Source organism: Cereibacter sediminicola (assembly GCF_007668225.1).
GTDB classification, from domain to species: Bacteria; Pseudomonadota; Alphaproteobacteria; order Rhodobacterales; family Rhodobacteraceae; genus Cereibacter_A; species Cereibacter_A azotoformans.
The window spans coordinates 1-18812 of record NZ_VDEK01000045.1; the positions used below are offsets into that span (position 1 = coordinate 1).

Here is an 18812-nt window from a genome sequence, read left to right on the forward strand (position 1 = left end):
ACAACATCGACTATGGCGAGAAGATCTGGGTCGACAACGGAACCGAGGAAGGCATAACGGCCTTCACCGACCGCGGCATCGAATGCCTGCAGGAACTCCTCGCCGACATCCGGACCTGGAATGGCGGAATCCTCGGGTTCCTGCGCGCCGAAAAGTGCGAACCCGACATCATCGAGCGCATCATGGCCGATGAGAAAAGCCGGTAAGTCAAGACGGCCCTCGGCGTCAGCTTACAAATCAACACCTGGATCGAGGATTACAACGAAAACCACCCGCACTCAGGGCTGAAAATGCGCTCGCCCCGCGAGTTCATCGCAGCCCAAACCGCAACCGCCTGAGTGTCCGGTGAAACGGGGGCAAAACCACCGACCACGGACCGAAGCATGCACCCGGGTCGATCTCAGTCTAAGGCCGCCGAACAGGGAGGCAGGTCACTTGCCCAAGGCAAAAAAAGCCGCCGTCCGGCGGCGCATCCCCATGCGCAAAACGGCTTGACCGGAACGGCCTCGTTACCGAAGTCTGGAGCCTGGTCTGAACATATTTCATAAAATACCTCAATTCATGATCTGTCGATGATGACGCGACAGCAGCAGGAGCCCCAGAAAAAGGATCAGAAGGCCAATAGAATATACATACAGGGGCGAAGCAAGACGTGCATCATATGTGCTGTAAAAACCTTCGCGCATCTTTGCAATGACATGCACCAGCGGGTTATACCAAAGGAGAGACCGGAATGGTTCGGGAACCGTGTCCAGCACGAAGAAGATCCCGGACAGAATGAACATCGGCCGGTTGAGGATGCTCCAGACCCGTTCCCAGACAGGAAAAACGCTGAACAGATAGCAATTGATCGTTCCGAGCGACAGGGCGAGAAGGGCAATCATCGAGAAGGCTTCGAATATGGCATAGAAGTCAATGCTGACATTGAGTCCGTATATGGTGATGATGCCGGTAAAGACTATCATGAACACTACGAGATTCGTGATTGTATTAAGAAGAAATCTGCTGGCAATCGCATCTATATAGTTCACCGCAGGATAGGCAAGCAGCGGTTTGGAAAAACGGATTGCGAGCCCGACTCGACTCGTCAGCGATGTGTAATAGGTGAACGGCAAAAATCCCGTCGCATAGAACAATGCAAAGTTGCTTCCGAGCGGGGGTGAGCGAAATGCAAAGGAAAATACGATGGTGAGCAGAAGCAGTCCTGCGACCGGCTCTGCCACCGCCCAGACATATCCGCCCGGGGAGCGGCCGTAGCTGGTCGCCATCTCCCGGAGCATGAGAGAGACGATCGACCGCACCCAGGTAAATCGACCCTGTGACAGAATTTCGTTCAACCGTGCCAAGAGCGCATTGTCTCCCCTGTTCCATCCGTCAGGCGGTGCACCTGCCGAGGGGCTTCATATCATCACTTGCATCCTGTAGTGTAGGGCTGGCATACCTTCGCCCGATGAATGAGCCAGATCCAGCGGGACCGCTTCCGTGAACGCTTCCAAGCCGACGGCACCGCAGGCAGCCGCTCCGATCAGCCCACAGCCCTCCGAAGCGGAACTGCGCTCCGGCGCAGCGCAGAATCCAGCGCCCGCGGTGGGCCCGGCCCCGTCGCAACCGTCGGCCGCCCCGAAGCCCGTCGAGGCCAAGGCTCCTCCCGAGGCGCCGCGGAAGGTTCCGGGTCCCGCACCCGCGACGAAGGCGCCCCCCAAGCCGGCCGCTCCGAAGAAACCGGCGCCCGCAGCGCCGGTGCGCATCCCCTCCGTGGCTTCGGCGGCAAGGGCCCGGCTGCGCCATCACGCGATCCTCGGGAGCTTTCTCGGGCTCGTGCTGGCCCCCACGCTGGCCGCCGCGCTCTATCTCTTCACCATCGCAGACGACCAGTACACATCCACAGTCGGCTTTGCCGTCCGCTCGGAAGATTCGGGATCCGCGCTCGATTTCCTCAGCGGCTTCGGTGGCCTCTCCGGCGTGCCCGCATCGGGCACTGCGTCCGACACCGATATTCTCTACCAGTTCATCCAGAGCCAGGAGCTCGTCCAGCGGATCAGCGATCAGCTGAAGCTGAAGGAGATCTATTCGAAGCCCAGCTTCGACCCGGTCTTCGCCTTCTCACCCGAGAATGAGATCGAGGATCTGGTCGACTACTGGAAGCGGATGGTCCGGATCAGCTACGACAGCACCACAGGTCTGATCGAGCTGCGCGTCCATGCCTTCGAGCCGAGGGATGCCCAGATCATCGCGCAGACGATTCTCGACGAGTCGACCCGGATGATCAACGAGCTGTCCGCAATCGCCCGTGCAGATGCCACGCGCTACGCCCGCGAAGAGCTCGACAAGGCGGTCGAAAGACTGCGCGAGCAGCGCGTCGCCGTCACCGAGTTCCGGTCGCGCACGCAGATCGTCGATCCTTCCGCCGACATCCAGGGCCAGATGGGCCTGCTCTACACCCTGCAGGAGCAACTCGCCGCCGCCAACATAGACATCAACCTCCTGCGCCAGACCACTCAGCCGAACGACCCCCGCATCGCCCAGAACGAGCGGCGCATCGCGGTCATCGAGGAGCTGATCCAGCGCGAACGCGAAAAGTTCGGCATGGGAGGCGGCACGGGTGGAAAGGCCAGCGACTATTCCACTCTTGTCGGGGAATATGAGCGTCTCACGGTGGATCGGGAGTTCGCCGAAAAATCCTACCTTGCCGCCCTCGCCAATTACGACGCGGCCCTCGCCGACGCCCAACGCAAGAACCGCTATCTCGCAGCCTATATCCGCCCCACCCTGGCGGAGAAGTCGCTCTATCCGCAGCGCGGGCTGCTGACGTTTCTGGCCGGCGGCTTCGCGCTGCTGCTCTGGTCAATCGGCCTTCTGGTCTATTACAGCGTGCGGGACCGGCGCTGACGGCAGCCGCGGGATTTCGTCGGGACGGGCCATGATCGAGCTGCGCAATGTCACGAAGACCTACGTCCTCAACGGGACGCACAGGACAGTCGCCCGCGATCTGTCCTTCACCTTTCCCACGGGCGAGAGCGTGGGGCTCCTGGGGCGGAACGGGGCAGGCAAGTCGAGTCTGCTGCGGATGATTGCCGGAACCTTGCTGCCCGACAGCGGCGAGATCGTCTCGACCGGCACGATCTCCTGGCCGGTTGGGTTCGCGGGCAGCTTCCATTCAGAGCTTACCGGGGCGCAGAACGTGCGCTTCGTCGCGCGCCTCTATGGCATCGATACCGAGGAGATGGTCGAGTTCGTGCGCGACTTCGCCGAGATCGGCCAGCACTTTCATCTGCCGGTGCGCAGCTATTCTTCGGGCATGCGCTCGAGGCTCGCCTTCGGGGTCTCGATGGCCGTGCCCTTCGAGACCTATCTCATCGACGAGGTGACCGCCGTGGGCGATGCGGCCTTCAACGCCAAAAGCAATGCGGTGCTGAGGAACCGGCTTGAAACGAGCGGCGCCATCATCGTCTCGCACTCCATGTCGCTGCTGAAGAAGCTCTGCAAGTCGGGCGCCGTGCTGCATGACGGGCAGCTCTTCTATTACGAGGAGATCGGCAAGGCGGTGGAGCACCATGAACACATGATGAAGGGCATTCTGCCGCCCTGGATGGAGAAGGACGTGTCGGAATGACCTGCCGGCCGGGGCAGGGCGGGGCGGCGATCCGCCCCTTGCGGACGCGGCAGGGAGAACGGCCCACCTGCACCCTCCCGGACAGCTGACGGGGCCGCCGGTCGCTCGGGCATGCGGAAGGGCACTTTCTTGTCGGCCAGCATGGCCGGCGGGCACTTGGCGTACGCTCCTCCCACGGCCTCTTCATTCTTTCCTTCTAGCCTCTCGGCCAATCGTGCCGAAGGGGTTCCCATGTCCGATACGTCGCCCGTCCTGTCGCTTCCCTACATCCTGCCGTCCCAGGCGCAGAAGCATGTGACCCATAACGAGGCGCTGCGGCTGCTCGATGCGCTGGTGCAGCCGGCGGTGCTCGACCGGGACCGCACGGCCCCGCCGGCGGCCCCGGCAGAGGGCGCGCGGCATCTGGTGGCGGCCGACGCCACCGGCCCCTGGGCGGGACATGCGGGGGAACTGGCGGTCTGGGACGCGGAGGCGGCCCTCTGGCGCTTTCTCGCGCCGCGGCCGGGCTGGCAGACCTTCGTCCTGGCCGAAGGGGCGGGGCTCGTCTTCACCTCGGCCGCGGGCTGGCAGGTGCTGGGCCGGCTCGTGCCGGAATTCGCCTCGCTCGGCATCGCCACCGCCGCGGACGAGACCAACCGGCTGGCCGTCGCCTCTCCGGCGACGCTCCTCACCCATGACGGGGCGGGGCACCAGCTCAAGATCAACAAGGCGCTGGCCGGGGATACGGCAAGCCTTCTCTTCCAGACCGGCTGGTCGGGGCGGGCCGAGATGGGCCTGGCGGGCGAGGATGATTTCATCGTGAAGGTGAGCCCTGACGGCGAGACCTTCCGCACCGCCCTGCGGGTGGAGCGGGCCAGCGGCCGGGTGGCGCTGCCGCAGGGGCTGAGCGTGGCGGGCAGCGTCACCGGGACAGCGGTGCAGGCCTCGCCCGCGGACGGGACCGCAGGCCGGCTGATGGCGGTGGGCGCCTTCGGGCTGGGCGGCATGGCGCCGCTCATCGGCAACAGCGCGGTGACCGACGGCTCGATCGTGCCGGGCTTTTATGGCTACGACAGCACCCAGGGCAGCAGCGGAGGCCCCTCGGGCGTGCGGTCGGGCATCCTCCTCCACCAGCGGCGCGCGACGGGAAGTGAGGTCCAGCTCTTCCTCGTCGAGGGCACGAGCGGTGCGGGGGCCGTCGCCGGCATCCTCTTCTCGCGCGCCCGCTCGGGCGGCGCCTGGAGCGGCTGGTTCGCCGGCGGGATCGTCCAGAGCGCGAGCAACGGCAACGGCCGCTACATCCGCCACCAGGACGGGACCCAGACCTGCTGGCAGACCGTCGGCACCTCGGCCTCGGCCGACGTGTCCGTCACCTTCCCGGCGGCCTTCTCGACCACGACGGGGCTGGTGACCACGCTCGGGGTGACAAGCGCCGCCGCCACCGCAATCAGCCCCCGGCTGACCTCGCGCACCGCGACCGGAGCCACCCTGTCGGCCTGCAGCGGCACGAACGAGCGGGTGGCGGCGCAGGTCGATCTGATCTCGATGGGCCGCTGGTACTGAACGGATCGACAAGTCCGAAGTTGCCGCCATGGCTGACCGTCGCATTCCAGTGCGTACCGAAATCCAAGCGGCTGCCATACTGGCCGTGTGGACGGCCGCCGACGTTGGTCCGTCACGGTGCCGGGCCTGCGCGCGAGATCCAGACCGGGATCGGCCCCCTTCCGGTCCAGCGGCCCAAGGTCCGCGACCGCGCCAATGTGCCGACAGAGGAGAAGATCCGGTTCAATTCCAGAATCTTGCCGAAGTGGGCGCGGCGGTCGAAGAGCCTCGACGCGCTCCTGCCGGCGCTCTACCTCCGCGGCCTCTCCACGGGGGACGTGCAGGAAGCCTTGGCGGCCAAGCGCGCCGTCTGGTCCGAGAAGTGGCTGACCAGCCCGCTCGTACTCCATGCGGACAGTGGCAGTCCGATGAAGCCGGTCTTATGATCTCTCGCCGTCCGAGATCGAGGGATGGGTCGAGGATGCCAGCGGAGGATGGAAAATGCATTCCGCGCCAACCCGCTCGACATCCGCGAGCAGTACGAGAAGCAGCTGAAGGACCTTCAGGAAGCTTACGGCGCGGCGATGCTGGAAGCTGCAGGCCAGAAGAAAGCTGGCAGCCCTCATGGAGCGGGAGGACGGCAATTGATCCGGACGCTCCCTGAGGGCCTTCTGGCGGATGGCCTCCGCGTGCCGCTGACCAAGCTCTGCGCGTGGTTCGGCGTGCCGCGGCGGACTGTGTACTACAAGCCGACCAAGGCCGCGCCGAAGGTGGATCCGCGCTTCGCCGAGCCGATCAAGGCCTTGATCGAGAAGGAACCCTCGTTCGGCTACCGCACCGTAGCCTGGCTTCTGGGCTTCAACAGTGAGGCCCCGAACGCCACTGGTCCGTGTGAGCGGGCCGAACGACCGTCCAGCGGGTCTTCCAGATCAAGGGCTGGCAAGTTCGCAAGCGCCCGATCGGGATGCGACCCAGGATCGAGGCGGTACCCTCGGTGGCGACAGCTCCCAACGAGCGCGGGTCCACGGACCTCTGCCGGGTCTGGGCCGGCCGCGACGGCTGGGCCACGCTCGCTCTGGTGATCGACTGCCACACCCGCGAGCTTCTCGGCTGGCACCTGTCGCGCTCGGGCAAGGCTTCGACGGCCGCGAGCGCCCTCGAGCACGCGCTGATCAACCGGTTCGGTATAGCCTCGCGGCCGCCTGATCGCGTTGTTCAGGCTGAACTACTTCCCCGAATAATCGCGATACCAGGCGACGAAGCGCGCGATGCCTTCGCGCACGTCGGTCTGCGGGCGGTAGCCGGTGAGGCGCTGGAGAAGCCCGGCATCGGCCCAGGTCGCCGGCACGTCGCCCACCTGCATCGGCATGAAGTTGCGGATCGCGCGGCGGCCGAGGCTCTCCTCGATGGCCTCGATGAAATCCAGCAGCCGCACCTTGTCGGAATTGCCGATGTTGACGATGCGGAAGGGGGCCGCGGGCGAGAGGCTGTCGCCCTCGACCGCCGTCTCGGGGCCTCCGGGCACGGCCTCGATCAGGAGGCGGATCGCGCGGACGAGATCGTCCACATAGGTGAAGTCGCGCCACATCTCGCCGTGGTTGTAGATGTCGATCGGCCGGCCGTCGAGGATCGCGTCCACGAACCGGAAGAGCGCAAGGTCCGGCCGCCCCCAGGGGCCGTAGACGGTGAAGAAGCGGAACATCGTGACCGGCACGCCATGCACATGCGCCCAGGCGTGGCCCATGCTCTCGTTCGCCTTCTTGGTGGCGGCATAGATGGTGAGCTGGTGGTCGGCCTTGTCGGTCTCGCGGAAGGGCATCTCCTCGTTCGCGCCATAGACCGACGAGGTCGAGGCCATCATCAGGTGGGCCACCTTCAGCCGTCGCGCGGCCTCCATCACGCTGAAGGTGCCGATCACGTTGGCATCGAGATAGGCGCGCGGGTTCTCGACCGAGTAGCGCACGCCGGCCTGGGCCGCGAGATGGACGATCACCTCGGGGGCGAAGTCATCGGCCACCCGGTCGAACAGCGCCTGATCCTCGAGCATGCCCTCGGTCGCCGAGAAATTCGGGTCCTGCAGCAGCATCGCATGGCGGCGGCGCTTCAGGGCCACGTCGTAATAGTCGGTCATCCCGTCGTAGCCGTGGACGCGGAAGCCCTCGGCCAGCAGCAGCCGCGCGAGATGGTAACCGATGAAGCCGGCCGTGCCGGTGATGAGGATGCGTCTCACGAAGACCTCTCTTGCCGAAGGACCGTTCGGGCGCGACCATAGCGACGGCCGGCCGGCTTCGGAAGCCCGCCCGACGCTCGGAGGGCCCGCGGTCAGAGCCGGTCGGCCAGCAGATGCTGCGCCACGGCGCCCGCGCGGTAGCCCAGCCCCTTCGCCCACCGCAGCGGGACGGCGCGCGCCTCGCTGACCGGCAGCGGCAGGGCCTCGGCCGGCAGCTCGCCCAGCACATGGGCGGCGATCGCCTTGCCGAAGACGGTGCCCGGCCCGATGCCGCGGCCGTTGTAGCCGCTGATCGAGATCGCCTGCGGACCGGGCAGGTGCAGCCGGGGCAGATGGTCCGGCGTGAGGCCGATGCGGCCGAACCAGTGCTCATCGAAGCCGATGCCCCGAAGCTGCGGGAAGATCCGGTGCATCGCCCGCAGCGCCCAGTCGCGGTGCACCGCGAACTCCGGCCGGGTGAGCTGGCCGACCGAGCCGAACACCAGCCGCCCCGCCGCATCGGGCCGGAACGAGGACAGGACCTGCCGGGTGTCCCAGCAGCCCTCGCGCCCGGGCAGGATGGTGGCGCGGATCGCCTCGGGCAGGGGCGGCGTCGCCATGTTGAAATAGGGCAGGATCACCTGCTCGCGGCGCAGTCCCTCCTGCCCCGCCGAGCTGTAGGCGTCGGTGGCCAGCACCAGCCATGGCGCGCGCACCCGGCCGCCGGGGGTGGTGGCCACCCAGTCCGGCCCCTGGCGTGAGATCCCGGTCACCGGGCTCTGGCCGTGGATCCGCGCGCCCGCCCGCAGCGCGGCACGGGCGAGCCCGCGGACATAGGCCAGCGGCTGGAGGGTGCCCGCGCGGCGATCCAGCAGCGCGCCGGCATAGCTGCCCCCGCCCAGCCTCTGCCGTGTCTCGGCCGCGTCGAGCAGCGTCACCGGCGCGCCGCGCCGTCCCCATTGCCGGGCGCGCTCGGCCAGTTCGGCCAGCCCGGCCGGGCCCACGGCGCAGTGGAGCGTCCCGTTCGGCACCGCCTCGCAGTCGATGCCATGGCGGCGGACCAGCGCGAAGACCTCGGCCGGCGCCCCTCCCAGCAGATCGAGAAGCCGCGGCCCGTGCAGGGGACCGAGCACCCGCGGCATCTCGTCGGGCATGGTCCAGAGGCCCGCGTTCACCAGCCCGACGTTGCGTCCCGAGGCGCCGAACCCCACCTCGACCGCCTCGAGCAGGATCACCCTGCGCCCGGCCTCGGCCAGATGCAGCGCGGCCGAGATCCCGGTGAAGCCGCCGCCCACCACCACCACATCCGCCTCGGCCGGGCCTGCAAGCGGGGGTGTCGCGGGCATCGGAGGGGCGGTCTTTTCCCAAAGGCCGTGGGATCGGGGATCGTTCAGCATGATGCGCTCCGGCTGGTCGTGCGGCAGGGCCGCCTTGCCGGACCATGCCGAAGCGGGCCCCTGTCGCCAAGGCCTTGCCGCAGGAGACGCCGGCCCTCCGGCGGCGGCCGAGCGCCAGAGGCCCCGAGCCCGACGAGTCGGAGGCGCGCAGGCCGTGGCGCGGCGCGCGCGTGCCCCGCACCTTCGGTGGTCGCGTTGGCCCCGGCCCGCGCTGCGACAAAGCGTCTTTGGCGGGGCCCGCCGGGGTCCGGCCCGCTGCCCGTCGGGATCGGCGCCTCGGGCCCCGGCATCCGGCCGGACCTCTTGTCGCAGGTGAGGCGCAACCTTCTGGTGAACAATGATTTATTCCCGCCTCCCCTCCGGTGGGGGGCCATGGTGTGCGCCCCCGGATCGGGATCGGCCGCCGAACGGCGCCCGCAGGCGCGCAGAACGGAGGGCGGGTAGAGGGGCGTTCTTAGATTTTTCTGAAGTCGCTTTGGGGAATTTGAAATATTCATGAAATCCATCCTGACGCACTTTCCGCCGCGACAAGGCAGGGAGGAGCCATGACGATCGAGCTTGAGGATCTGGGGCTGAACCCCGAACTCGCGGACGTGATGCAGCGGCTGGCACGGGTGGGAGGACGGATCGCGCGCCTCATCTCGCGCAACGGGCTCGAGACCGACCTGGCGGCGGGCGTGGGCACCAATGCCGGAGGCGATGGCCAGAAGGCGCTCGACGTCATCGCGGACGACGCCTTCCGCGAGGCGCTCGCAGGGTCGGCGGTGGCCCATTACGCCTCGGAAGAGCAGGACGAGGTGGTGACGCTGGGCGAGGGCGCGCTCGCGCTTGCCATCGACCCGCTCGACGGCTCGTCCAACATTGACGTGAATGTCTCGATCGGCACGATCTTCTCGATCTTTCCGGCCGCCGAAAGCCCCGAGGCGAGTTTCCTGCGCCCCGGCACCGAGCAGATCGCGGCCGGCTACATCATCTACGGGCCGCAATGCGCGCTGGTCTGCAGCTTCGGGCGGGGGGTGCATCACTGGGTGCTCGACCTCGAGGCGGGGATCTTCCGGCGCATGGCCGACATCCGGCCGCTGCCGGCGGAAACCTCGGAATTCGCGATCAACGCCTCGAACTACCGCCACTGGCCGAAGCCGGTCCGCGCCTTCATCGACGATCTGATGGCCGGCGCCGACGGGCCGCGGGGCAAGAACTTCAACATGCGCTGGATCGCCTCGCTGGTGGCCGAGACGCACCGCATCCTGATGCGGGGCGGGGTGTTCCTCTATCCGGGCGACGACCGCCGGGGATACGAGCGCGGCCGCCTGCGCCATGTCTATGAATGCGCCCCCATCGCCTTCCTCATCACCCAGGCGGGCGGCAGCGCCAGCGACGGCTGCGACCCGATCCTGACGGCCCTGCCCGACCGGCTCCATGCCCGCACCCCCTTCGTCTTCGGCTGCGCGGGCAAGGTCGCCTGCGTCGCCGCCTATCACGATCTGCCGGGCCAGGAGACATCGGCGCTCTTCGGCACGCGCGGCCTGTTCCGGAGTTAAGAGTGTCGAAAAAGTTTCCCATCATTTCCGTGGTCGGCTCGTCGGGCGCCGGCACCTCGACCGTGAAGAACACCTTCGAGCAGATCTTCCGGCGCGAGGGGGTGAAGTCGGTCTCGATCGAGGGCGACGCCTTCCACCGCTACAACCGCGCCGACATGAAGGCCGAACTCGAGCGCCGCTATGCGGCGGGGGACGCGACCTTCTCGCATTTCTCCTACGAGGCCAACGAGCTGAAGGATCTGGAGCGGGTGTTCCGCGAATATGGCGAGACGGGGCGCGGGCGCACCCGCCACTATGTCCATGACGCCAACGAATCCGAACGCTACGGCGTGCCGCCCGGCCATTTCACCGATTGGGCGCCCTTCGAGGAGGATACGGACCTTCTCTTCTACGAGGGGCTGCACGGCTGCGTGGTCAATGACGAGGTCAACCTCGTGCAGCACGCCGACCTCAAGCTGGGGGTGGTGCCGGTCATCAACCTCGAATGGATCCAGAAGATCCACCGCGACCGGGCGCAGCGCGGCTACACGACCGAGGCCGTCACCGACGTGATCCTGCGCCGGATGCACGCCTACGTCCATTGCATCGTGCCGCAATTCTCCGAGACGGACATCAACTTCCAGCGCGTTCCGGTGGTGGACACCTCGAACCCGTTCATCGCGCGCTGGATCCCCACGCCGGACGAGAGCCTGATCGTGATCCGGTTCAAGAACCCGCGCGGGATCGACTTCCCCTATCTCACCTCGATGATCGCGGGCTCGTGGATGAGCCGGGCGAACTCCATCGTGGTGCCGGGCAACAAGCAGGATCTGGCGATGCAGCTGATCCTGACGCCGCTGATCGAGCGGATGGTGCGCGAGGCGCGCCGCGCGCGGGCCTGAGGCGCGCAGAAGGCGCCCGGCCGCGGCCGGGCCGGGAACGGCAGAGCGAAGGAGGCGTGCCATGAAGGATATCGAGGTCTCGCAGGAGACGCGGATGGCCCATGCCATCCGGGCGCTGGCGATGGATGCGGTCGAGAAGGCGAAGTCGGGCCATCCCGGCATGCCGATGGGCATGGCCGACGTGGCCACCGTCCTCTTCAACCGCTTCATGACCATCGACCCGGCGGCGCCGAAATGGCCCGACCGCGACCGCTTCGTGCTCTCGGCCGGGCATGGCTCGATGCTGCTCTATGCGATCCACCACCTGCTGGGTTACGCCGACATGGACATGGACCAGATCCGGTCCTTCCGCCAGCTCGGCGCGCGGACGGCGGGGCACCCGGAATATGGCCACGCCGACGGGATCGAGGTGACGACCGGCCCGCTGGGTCAGGGGATCGCAACCGCCGTCGGCATGGCGCTGGCCGAGCGCATGAAGGCCGCCCGCTACGGCGAGGCGCTGGTCGATCATTACACCTATGTCATCGCGGGCGACGGCTGCCTGATGGAGGGCATCTCCCACGAGGCGATCGACATGGCGGGGCATCTGGGTCTTGGCCGGCTGATCGTGCTCTGGGACGACAACCGCATCACCATCGACGGCGACACGGCGATCTCGACCTCGACCGACCAGATGGCGCGCTTTGCCGCCGCGGGCTGGCATGTGCTGGCCTGCGACGGCCACGCGCCCGAGGAGATCGCGGCCGCGATCGAGGCCGCGCGGCGCGACCCGCGCCCCTCGATGATCGCCTGCCGGACGGTGATCGGCTTCGGCGCGCCGAACAAGCAGGGCGGTCATGACGTCCACGGCGCGCCGCTCGGCGCCGAGGAGATCGCCGCGGCCCGCGCCTTCCTCGGCTGGGAGCACGCGCCCTTCGAGATCCCCGCCGACCTCTACGCCGCCTGGCACGGGATCGCCCAACGCGGCGCGGCCGCGCGGACGGCCTGGGAAGCACGCCTCGCCGCCAGCCCCGCGCGCGCGGCCTTCGAGGCGGCCGAGGCGGGCGACACCTCCGCACTTCCGCCCGCCATCGCCGCCTACAAGGCAAAGCTCTCGGCAGAGAAGCCCAAGGTCGCGACCCGCAAGGCCTCCGAGATGGCGCTCGAGGTGGTGAACGCGGCGCTGCCCTTCTCGGTCGGCGGCTCGGCGGATCTGACGGGCTCGAACCTCACCCGCTCGAAGGGGATGGTCTCGGTGACGCCGGGCGCCTTTGGCGGCAGCTACATCCACTACGGCATCCGCGAGCACGGCATGGCGGCCGCGATGAACGGCATCGCGCTGCACGGCGGCCTGCGCCCCTACGGGGGGACCTTCATGGCCTTCGCCGACTACTGCCGGCCCTCGATCCGGCTCTCGGCGCTGATGGGCGTGCCGGTGACCTATGTCATGACGCATGACTCCATCGGCCTCGGCGAGGACGGACCGACCCACCAGCCGGTCGAGCATCTGGCGAGCCTGCGCGCCATCCCGAACCTGACGGTGATCCGGCCCGCCGATGCGGTCGAGACCGCCGAGGCCTGGGAAATCGCCATGACCTCGACCGCGACGCCGACGCTTCTGGTGCTGTCGCGCCAGAACCTGCCCACGGTGCGCACCGAACAGGGCGACGAGAACCTGACCGCCCGCGGCGCCTATCTGCTGCGCGATCCGGCGAACCGTCAGGTGACGCTGATCGCCACCGGCTCGGAGCTGGAACTGGCCCTCGCCGCCGCCGACCGGCTGGCCGAGGAGGGAATCGCCGCCGCCGTGGTCTCGGCGCCCGCGTTCGAGCTGTTCGCCGCCCAGCCGGCCGACTACCGGGCGAAGGTCCTGGGCACCGCGCCGCGCGTGGGCTGCGAGGCGGCGCTGCGGCAGGGCTGGGATCTGTTCCTCGGGCCGCAGGACGGCTTCGTGGGCATGACGGGCTTTGGCGCCTCGGCGCCCGCGCCCGCGCTTTACCAGCACTTCAACATCACGGCCGACGCGATCGTCGCCGAAGCCAGGAACCGGATCTGAGGGAAGAGGAATGACAGTCAAGGTTGCCATCAACGGCTTCGGCCGCATCGGCCGCAACGTGCTGCGGGCCATCGTGGAATCGGGGCGCACCGACATCGAGGTGGTCGCGATCAACGACCTGGGGCCGGTCGAGACCAACGCGCATCTCTTGCGCTTCGACAGCGTGCACGGCCGCTTCCCGGCCACCGTCACCACCGGCGAGGACTGGATCGACGTGGGCCGCGGCCCGATCAAGGTGACGGCGATCCGCAACCCGGCCGAGCTGCCCTGGGCGGACGTGGATGTGGCGATGGAATGCACCGGCATCTTCACCACGAAGGAGAAGGCCGCGGCGCATCTGCAGAACGGCTCGAAGCGGGTGCTGGTCTCGGCGCCCTGCGACGGCGCGGACAAGACCATCGTCTTTGGCGTGAACCACGCCACGCTGACGGCCGAGGACATGGTGGTCTCGAACGCGTCGTGCACCACGAACTGCCTCTCGCCGGTGGCCAAGGCGCTCAACGACGCGATCGGGATCGCCAAGGGCTTCATGACCACGATCCACAGCTACACCGGCGACCAGCCGACGCTGGACACGATGCACAAGGATCTCTACCGGGCGCGGGCCGCGGCGCTCTCCATGATCCCGACCTCGACCGGGGCCGCCAAGGCCGTGGGCCTCGTGCTGCCGGAACTCAAGGGCAAGCTCGACGGTGTCGCGATCCGGGTGCCGACGCCGAACGTCTCGGTGGTGGATCTGGTGTTCGAGGCCGCCCGCGACACGACGGTCGAGGAGGTCAACGCCGCCATCGAGGCCGCGGCCGACGGCCCGCTGAAGGGCGTGCTGGGCTACACGAAACAGCCCAACGTCTCGTCGGACTTCAACCACGACCCGCACTCGTCGGTCTTCCACATGGACCAGACCAAGGTGATGGAGGGCCGGATGGTCCGCATCCTCAGCTGGTACGACAACGAATGGGGCTTCTCGAACCGGATGGCCGACACCGCCGTGGCGATGGGCCGGCTTCTCTGACCGCGGCGCGGGGGCCAGCCTCCCGCCCCTTCCGCTTTCCCGAGCCGGACGTTCCGGCGCGCTGTTTTCAAGGTACTCCCTCATGGCACTGATCACGCTTCGCCAGCTTCTCGACCACGCCGCCGAACATGGCTACGGCGTCCCCGCCTTCAACATCAACAACATGGAACAGGGCCTCGCGATCATGGAGGCCGCGCGCGCCTGTGACGCGCCGGTCATCATCCAGGCCAGCCGCGGCGCGCGCGGCTATGCCAACGACATCATGCTGGCCAAGATGATCGAGGCGCTGGCCGCGATCTATCCCGAGATCCCGCTCTGCATGCACCAGGACCACGGCAACGACGAAGCCACCTGCATGACCGCGATCCGTCACGGCTTCACCTCGGTGATGATGGACGGCTCGCTCAAGGCCGATGCCAAGACGCCCGCGGACTATGACTACAACGTGGACATCACCGAGCGGGTGAGCCGGATGGCGCACTGGGTGGGCGCCTCGGTCGAGGGGGAGCTGGGCGTTCTGGGCAGCCTCGAGACCGGCGAGAGCGAGGCCGAGGACGGCCATGGCGCGGAAGGCAAGCTCGATCACAGCCAGCTGCTGACCGACCCGGATCAGGCGGTGGATTTCGTGAAGAAGACCCAGGTCGATGCGCTGGCCATCGCCTGCGGCACCTCGCACGGCGCCTACAAGTTCAGCCGCAAGCCCGACGGCGAGATCCTCGCCATGTCGGTGATCGAGGCGATCCACAGGAAGCTGCCCGACACCCACCTCGTGATGCACGGCTCGTCCTCGGTCCCGCAGGAGCTGCAGGACATCATCAACGAGTTCGGCGGCGCCATGCCCCAGACCTTCGGCGTCCCGGTCGAGGAGATCGTGCGCGGCATCAGGATGGGCGTGCGCAAGGTCAACATCGACACCGACTGCCGCATGGCGATGACCGGCCAGTTCCGCCGCATCGCACAGCAGAATCCCTCCGAGTTCGACCCGCGCAAGTTCCTCAAGCCCGCGATGGACGCGATGCGCGACCTCTGCAAGCTGCGCCTCGAGGCCTTCGGCACCGCGGGCAATGCCGGGAAGATCAAGGTCATCCCGATGGACGATATGGCGAAGCGCTATGCCAGCGGTTCGCTTGCCCCCAAGACCGCCTGAACCGCCTCGTGTGAAAGGATACGATCATGGACCAGTCCAACCGCTACGCCCGGCTTGACCTCAAGGAAGCCGATCTGATCGCCGGCGGCCGTCATGTGCTCTGCGCCTATGTCATGAAGCCGAAGGCCGGCTACGGCTACCTCGAGACGGCCGCGCATTTCGCCGCCGAAAGCTCGACCGGCACCAACGTCGAGGTCTCGACGACCGACGATTTCACCCGCGGCGTCGATGCGCTGGTCTATGAGATCGACGAGGCGCGCGAGCTGATGAAGATCGCCTATCCGGTCGAGCTGTTCGACCGCAACATCATCGACGGGCGGGCGATGCTCTGCTCGTTCCTGACGCTGACGATCGGCAACAACCAGGGCATGGGCGACGTCGAATACGCCAAGATGCACGACTTCTACGTGCCGCCCTGCTACCTGCGCCTGTTCGACGGCCCCTCGATGAACATCGCCGACATGTGGCGCGTGCTGGGGCGCAGCGTGACCGACGGCGGCATGGTCGTGGGCACCATCATCAAGCCGAAGCTCGGGCTGCGGCCCAAGCCCTTCGCGGACGCCTGCTACGAATTCTGGCTCGGCGGCGACTTCATCAAGAACGACGAGCCGCAGGGCAACCAGACCTTCGCGCCGCTGAAGGAGACGATCCGTCTGGTCGCCGATGCGATGAAGCGCGCGCAGGACGAGACCGGCGAGGCCAAGCTCTTCTCGGCCAACATCACCGCCGACGACCATTACGAGATGGTGGCGCGCGGGGAGTACATCCTCGAGACCTTCGGCGAGAACGCCGACCATGTGGCCTTCCTGGTGGATGGCTATGTGACGGGTCCCGCGGCCATCACCACCGCGCGGCGCCAGTTCCCGCGGCAGTTCCTGCACTACCACCGCGCGGGCCACGGCGCCGTGACCTCGCCGCAGTCGATGCGCGGCTACACGGCCTTCGTGCTCTCGAAGATGTCGCGTCTGCAGGGCGCCTCCGGCATCCACACCGGCACGATGGGCTTTGGCAAGATGGAGGGCGAGGCCGCCGACAGGATCATGGCCTTCATGCTGACCGACGATGCGGCCCAGGGGCCCTTCTACCCGCAGGACTGGCTGGGGATGAAGGCCACGACGCCGATCATCTCGGGGGGCATGAACGCGCTCAGGCTGCCGGGCTTCTTCGACAACCTTGGCCATTCGAACGTGATCCAGACCTCGGGCGGCGGGGCCTTCGGCCATCTCGACGGCGGCACGGCGGGCGCGAAGTCGCTGCGCCAGGCGCATGACGCCTGGAAGGCGGGCGTGGATCTCGTCACCTATGCCCGCGAGCATCGCGAACTGGCCCGCGCCTTCGAAAGCTTCCCCGCCGATGCCGACCGGTTCCACCCCGGCTGGCGCGAGAAGCTGCAGCTCGCCGGCGCGGCCTGAGGCCCTTCGCCCGCGCCCCGTCTCGCCGGGCGCGCGGGCCCTCTGGCATCCCCGACCCGGACGGCCGTGCCTTGCGCTGCATCAAGGCGGGCTCCTCAATCCATGCGTCAATGTGAATGTATGGAGGAGGACCGGACATGACGCAGAGGGGAACGGGGTTCACGCGGCGCGGGCTCATGGGGCTGGGGGCCGCAGGGCTCGCCCTGGCGGCCTCGGCCCCGGGACCGGCACGGGCCGAGAAGGTCAGGACCCCGGTGCGGATCCTGATCCTCGGCGCGGGCGCGGCGGGGACGACCTTCGCCAACCGGATGGTCGAGCGGCTGGAGGGGGCCGAGGTCACCCTGCTCGACGACCGGCTGCAGCATTTCTACCAGCCGGGCTTGTCGCTGATCGGGGCCGGGCTGAAGCCTGCGCGCTACGCCGTCAGCCCCACCGGAGAATGGCTGCCCGCGGGCGTCCGCTGGATCAAGGAGAAGGCGGCCGAGATCGACCCGGTGGCCAAGGCCGTCACCACGGCCAGGGGCACGCGCCTTGCCTATGACTACCTGATCGTGGCCACGGGGCTCGTGCTGGACTACGGCGCGATCGAGGGCTTTTCGCCCGAGATGATCGGCACGGGCGGCATCGGCTCGGTCTATGCCGGCCCCGACGCCGCCGCCCGCACCTGGACCGCCGCCGCGCGTTTTGCCGAAGAGGGCGGCCAGGGCCTCTTCACCCGCCCCGCGACCGAGATGAAATGCGCGGGCGCGCCGCTCAAGCACACGTTCCTGATCGACGACATCGCCCGCAGCCGCGGCGGCCGCCCGAAGGCCGAGTTCACCTATTTCTCGAACAACGAGACGCTCTTCTCGGTGCCGATCGTGCATGAAAAGCTGCGGATGCTGTTCGGCAACCGCGGGATCGCCACCGCCCCCTCGCATGTGCTGAGTGCGATCGAGCCGGGCCAGCGGCGCGCCTTCTTCCGCACCCCCGAGGGCCTGGTCGAGCGGCCCTACGACTACATCCACGTCATCCCGCCGATGCGCGCCCCCGAGGTGGTGCGGAACTCGCCCCTGCCCTGGGCCGACAAGTGGACGGATCAGGGCTGGGTCGAGGTGGACATGGCCACCCTGCGCCACTGCCGCTTCCCCGAGGTCTTCGCGATCGGCGACGTGGCGGGCGTGCCCAAGGGCAAGACCGCGGCCTCGGTCAAGTGGCAGGTGCCGGTGGTCGAGGATCACCTGATCGCCGCGATCGAGGGACGCGAGGGCACGGCCAGCTACAACGGCTACACCTCGTGCCCGATGATCACCCGCGTCGGCCGCGCCATGCTGATCGAGTTCGACTACCAGAACAACCTGGTGGAAAGCTTCCCCGGCCTCGTGGCCCCGCTCGAGGAGCTCTGGATCTCGTGGCTGATGAAGGAGATCGCCCTGAAAGCCACCTACAACGCCATGCTGCGCGGCCGCGCCTGAGGAGAACCCATGCAGACCTTCAGCTTCCTGACCCTTCTGGCCGTCTTCGAGGAGATGTTCGGCCGCGGCCTGTTCTGGACGATGATGGCGCTGTCGGCGATCTTCGGGCTGCTGTTCCTGTCGATCCTGATCCGCGAACGCCGGCTGGAGAGCCGCCTGTTCGTGCGCGCGCAGCTTCTGTCGCCCCTCGGAGCGATGGCGGCCGTGGCCTTCGTGCAATGGATGACCAACTCGCATCTCTACCACATCGGGGGGGCGATCGACGTGATCGTGCTGATCGCAATCGCCGTGATCGGCGCTGCGGGCACGACGCTGGTGGCCTATGCGGCCCAGGCGCTGGCCCTGTCGTTCCTGCGCCGCTAGCGGCCTCTCCCCTGCCCTTTTCCCGGGCTGTGCGGGGGGCTCTTCGGGCGGGTCGCGAAGAAAACGCAGGTCGGTGCGATTTTCCTCTTGCGGTGCCCCGAGAGAGCGCCTAGATAGCCGCTCCACGACGACTGAAACGGCGGACACGGAAACGGCGCTGTCGGGGCGGAAGTCGAAAATCTGGGAGATGATGCGGACGAGATCGCTGGTTATCTGGCGAGACCGTT

The 18812-nt window shown here is 67.7% G+C and carries 16 protein-coding genes and 2 pseudogenes; 15 read left to right on the forward strand and 3 right to left on the reverse strand.

Annotated elements, in window-relative coordinates:
* Positions 1 to 206: hypothetical protein (locus FG154_RS21120; protein ID WP_222120576.1), on the forward strand; the 206-nt coding region annotated here is incomplete at its 5' end.
* A 39-nt stretch (positions 207 to 245) separates the two neighbouring features.
* Positions 246 to 338, forward strand: a pseudogene (locus FG154_RS18440) (integrase core domain-containing protein); the annotation flags it as partial.
* 216 nt (positions 339 to 554) lie between these two features.
* Here FG154_RS18440 and FG154_RS18445 read toward each other — a convergent pair.
* Positions 555 to 1280, reverse strand: a complete 726-nt coding sequence (locus FG154_RS18445; RefSeq protein ID WP_425456864.1) for an ABC transporter permease — start codon at positions 1278 to 1280, stop codon at positions 555 to 557.
* A gap of 460 nt (positions 1281 to 1740) precedes the next feature.
* Between FG154_RS18445 and FG154_RS18450 the strand changes: the two genes are divergently transcribed.
* From FG154_RS18450 to FG154_RS21920, 5 genes and pseudogenes are all read left to right on the forward strand, one after another.
* Positions 1741 to 2889 (forward strand): KpsE/RkpR family capsule polysaccharide export protein, encoded by a 1149-nt coding sequence (locus FG154_RS18450; RefSeq protein ID WP_425456862.1) that lies wholly within the window; start codon positions 1741 to 1743, stop codon positions 2887 to 2889.
* 31 nt (positions 2890 to 2920) lie between these two features.
* Positions 2921 to 3613 carry an ABC transporter ATP-binding protein gene (locus FG154_RS18455; RefSeq protein WP_145111127.1) on the forward strand — a complete coding sequence of 231 codons (693 nt, stop codon included), beginning with the start codon at positions 2921 to 2923 and terminating at the stop codon, positions 3611 to 3613.
* Between the two features lie 231 nt (positions 3614 to 3844).
* Positions 3845 to 5155 (forward strand): DUF2793 domain-containing protein, encoded by a 1311-nt coding sequence (locus FG154_RS18460; RefSeq protein ID WP_145111130.1) that lies wholly within the window; start codon positions 3845 to 3847, stop codon positions 5153 to 5155.
* Between the two features lie 104 nt (positions 5156 to 5259).
* A pseudogene (locus FG154_RS18465) lies at positions 5260 to 5493 on the forward strand (transposase); the annotation flags it as partial.
* 135 nt (positions 5494 to 5628) lie between these two features.
* Complete coding sequence (locus FG154_RS21920) at positions 5629 to 6216, forward strand: hypothetical protein (protein ID WP_425456863.1); 588 nt, start codon at positions 5629 to 5631, stop codon at positions 6214 to 6216.
* Between the two features lie 143 nt (positions 6217 to 6359).
* On the opposite strand, the gene FG154_RS18480 is transcribed toward FG154_RS21920, so the two are convergent.
* Positions 6360 to 7364, reverse strand: a complete 1005-nt coding sequence (locus FG154_RS18480) for an NAD-dependent epimerase/dehydratase family protein (protein WP_145111132.1) — start codon at positions 7362 to 7364, stop codon at positions 6360 to 6362.
* Between the two features lie 92 nt (positions 7365 to 7456).
* Entirely contained in the window at positions 7457 to 8740 is a 1284-nt protein-coding gene (locus FG154_RS18485; RefSeq protein ID WP_145111136.1) for an NAD(P)/FAD-dependent oxidoreductase, read from the reverse strand.
* A 545-nt stretch (positions 8741 to 9285) separates the two neighbouring features.
* Here FG154_RS18485 and FG154_RS18490 point away from each other — a divergent pair.
* From FG154_RS18490 to FG154_RS18525, 8 genes are all read left to right on the forward strand, one after another.
* Positions 9286 to 10281 (forward strand): class 1 fructose-bisphosphatase, encoded by a 996-nt coding sequence (locus tag FG154_RS18490; protein ID WP_145111139.1) that lies wholly within the window; start codon positions 9286 to 9288, stop codon positions 10279 to 10281.
* Between the two features lie 2 nt (positions 10282 to 10283).
* Positions 10284 to 11162 carry a phosphoribulokinase gene (locus FG154_RS18495; protein ID WP_011911071.1) on the forward strand — a complete coding sequence of 293 codons (879 nt, stop codon included), beginning with the start codon at positions 10284 to 10286 and terminating at the stop codon, positions 11160 to 11162.
* Between the two features lie 61 nt (positions 11163 to 11223).
* On the forward strand, positions 11224 to 13197 hold the full coding sequence (gene tkt, locus FG154_RS18500; protein WP_145111142.1) for a transketolase: 1974 nt from the start codon (positions 11224 to 11226) through the stop codon (positions 13195 to 13197).
* 10 nt (positions 13198 to 13207) lie between these two features.
* Complete coding sequence (gene gap / locus FG154_RS18505; protein ID WP_145111145.1) at positions 13208 to 14209, forward strand: type I glyceraldehyde-3-phosphate dehydrogenase; 1002 nt, start codon at positions 13208 to 13210, stop codon at positions 14207 to 14209.
* 82 nt (positions 14210 to 14291) lie between these two features.
* Positions 14292 to 15356 (forward strand): class II fructose-bisphosphate aldolase, encoded by a 1065-nt coding sequence (gene fba / locus FG154_RS18510; RefSeq protein ID WP_145111148.1) that lies wholly within the window; start codon positions 14292 to 14294, stop codon positions 15354 to 15356.
* Between the two features lie 26 nt (positions 15357 to 15382).
* Positions 15383 to 16768, forward strand: coding sequence for a ribulose-bisphosphate carboxylase (locus FG154_RS18515; RefSeq protein WP_145111151.1), 1386 nt, complete (start codon positions 15383 to 15385; stop codon positions 16766 to 16768).
* 137 nt (positions 16769 to 16905) lie between these two features.
* Positions 16906 to 18222 (forward strand): NAD(P)/FAD-dependent oxidoreductase, encoded by a 1317-nt coding sequence (locus tag FG154_RS18520; protein ID WP_145111154.1) that lies wholly within the window; start codon positions 16906 to 16908, stop codon positions 18220 to 18222.
* 9 nt (positions 18223 to 18231) lie between these two features.
* The gene (locus tag FG154_RS18525; RefSeq protein WP_145111156.1) at positions 18232 to 18585 is read left to right on the forward strand and encodes a DUF5368 domain-containing protein; all 354 of its coding nucleotides are present in this window, start codon (positions 18232 to 18234) and stop codon (positions 18583 to 18585) included.
* Positions 18586 to 18812: the final 227 nt, after the last annotated feature.

Bases quoted from the DNA above. Each gene is read 5' to 3' on its own strand.
- gap (WP_145111145.1), top strand. From the start codon at position 13,208: ATGACAGTCAAGGTTGCCATCAACGGCTTCGGCCGCATCGGCCGCAAC.
- fba (WP_145111148.1), top strand. From the start codon at position 14,292: ATGGCACTGATCACGCTTCGCCAGCTTCTCGACCACGCCGCCGAACAT.
- FG154_RS18525 (WP_145111156.1), top strand. From the start codon at position 18,232: ATGCAGACCTTCAGCTTCCTGACCCTTCTGGCCGTCTTCGAGGAGATG.
- FG154_RS18520 (WP_145111154.1), top strand. From the start codon at position 16,906: ATGACGCAGAGGGGAACGGGGTTCACGCGGCGCGGGCTCATGGGGCTG.
- FG154_RS18490 (WP_145111139.1), top strand. From the start codon at position 9,286: ATGACGATCGAGCTTGAGGATCTGGGGCTGAACCCCGAACTCGCGGAC.
- FG154_RS18445 (WP_425456864.1), bottom strand. From the start codon at position 1,280: ATGCTCCGGGAGATGGCGACCAGCTACGGCCGCTCCCCGGGCGGATAT.
- FG154_RS18485 (WP_145111136.1), bottom strand. From the start codon at position 8,740: ATGCTGAACGATCCCCGATCCCACGGCCTTTGGGAAAAGACCGCCCCT.
- FG154_RS18455 (WP_145111127.1), top strand. From the start codon at position 2,921: ATGATCGAGCTGCGCAATGTCACGAAGACCTACGTCCTCAACGGGACG.
- FG154_RS21920 (WP_425456863.1), top strand. From the start codon at position 5,629: ATGGAAAATGCATTCCGCGCCAACCCGCTCGACATCCGCGAGCAGTAC.
- FG154_RS18460 (WP_145111130.1), top strand. From the start codon at position 3,845: ATGTCCGATACGTCGCCCGTCCTGTCGCTTCCCTACATCCTGCCGTCC.
- tkt (WP_145111142.1), top strand. From the start codon at position 11,224: ATGAAGGATATCGAGGTCTCGCAGGAGACGCGGATGGCCCATGCCATC.
- FG154_RS18515 (WP_145111151.1), top strand. From the start codon at position 15,383: ATGGACCAGTCCAACCGCTACGCCCGGCTTGACCTCAAGGAAGCCGAT.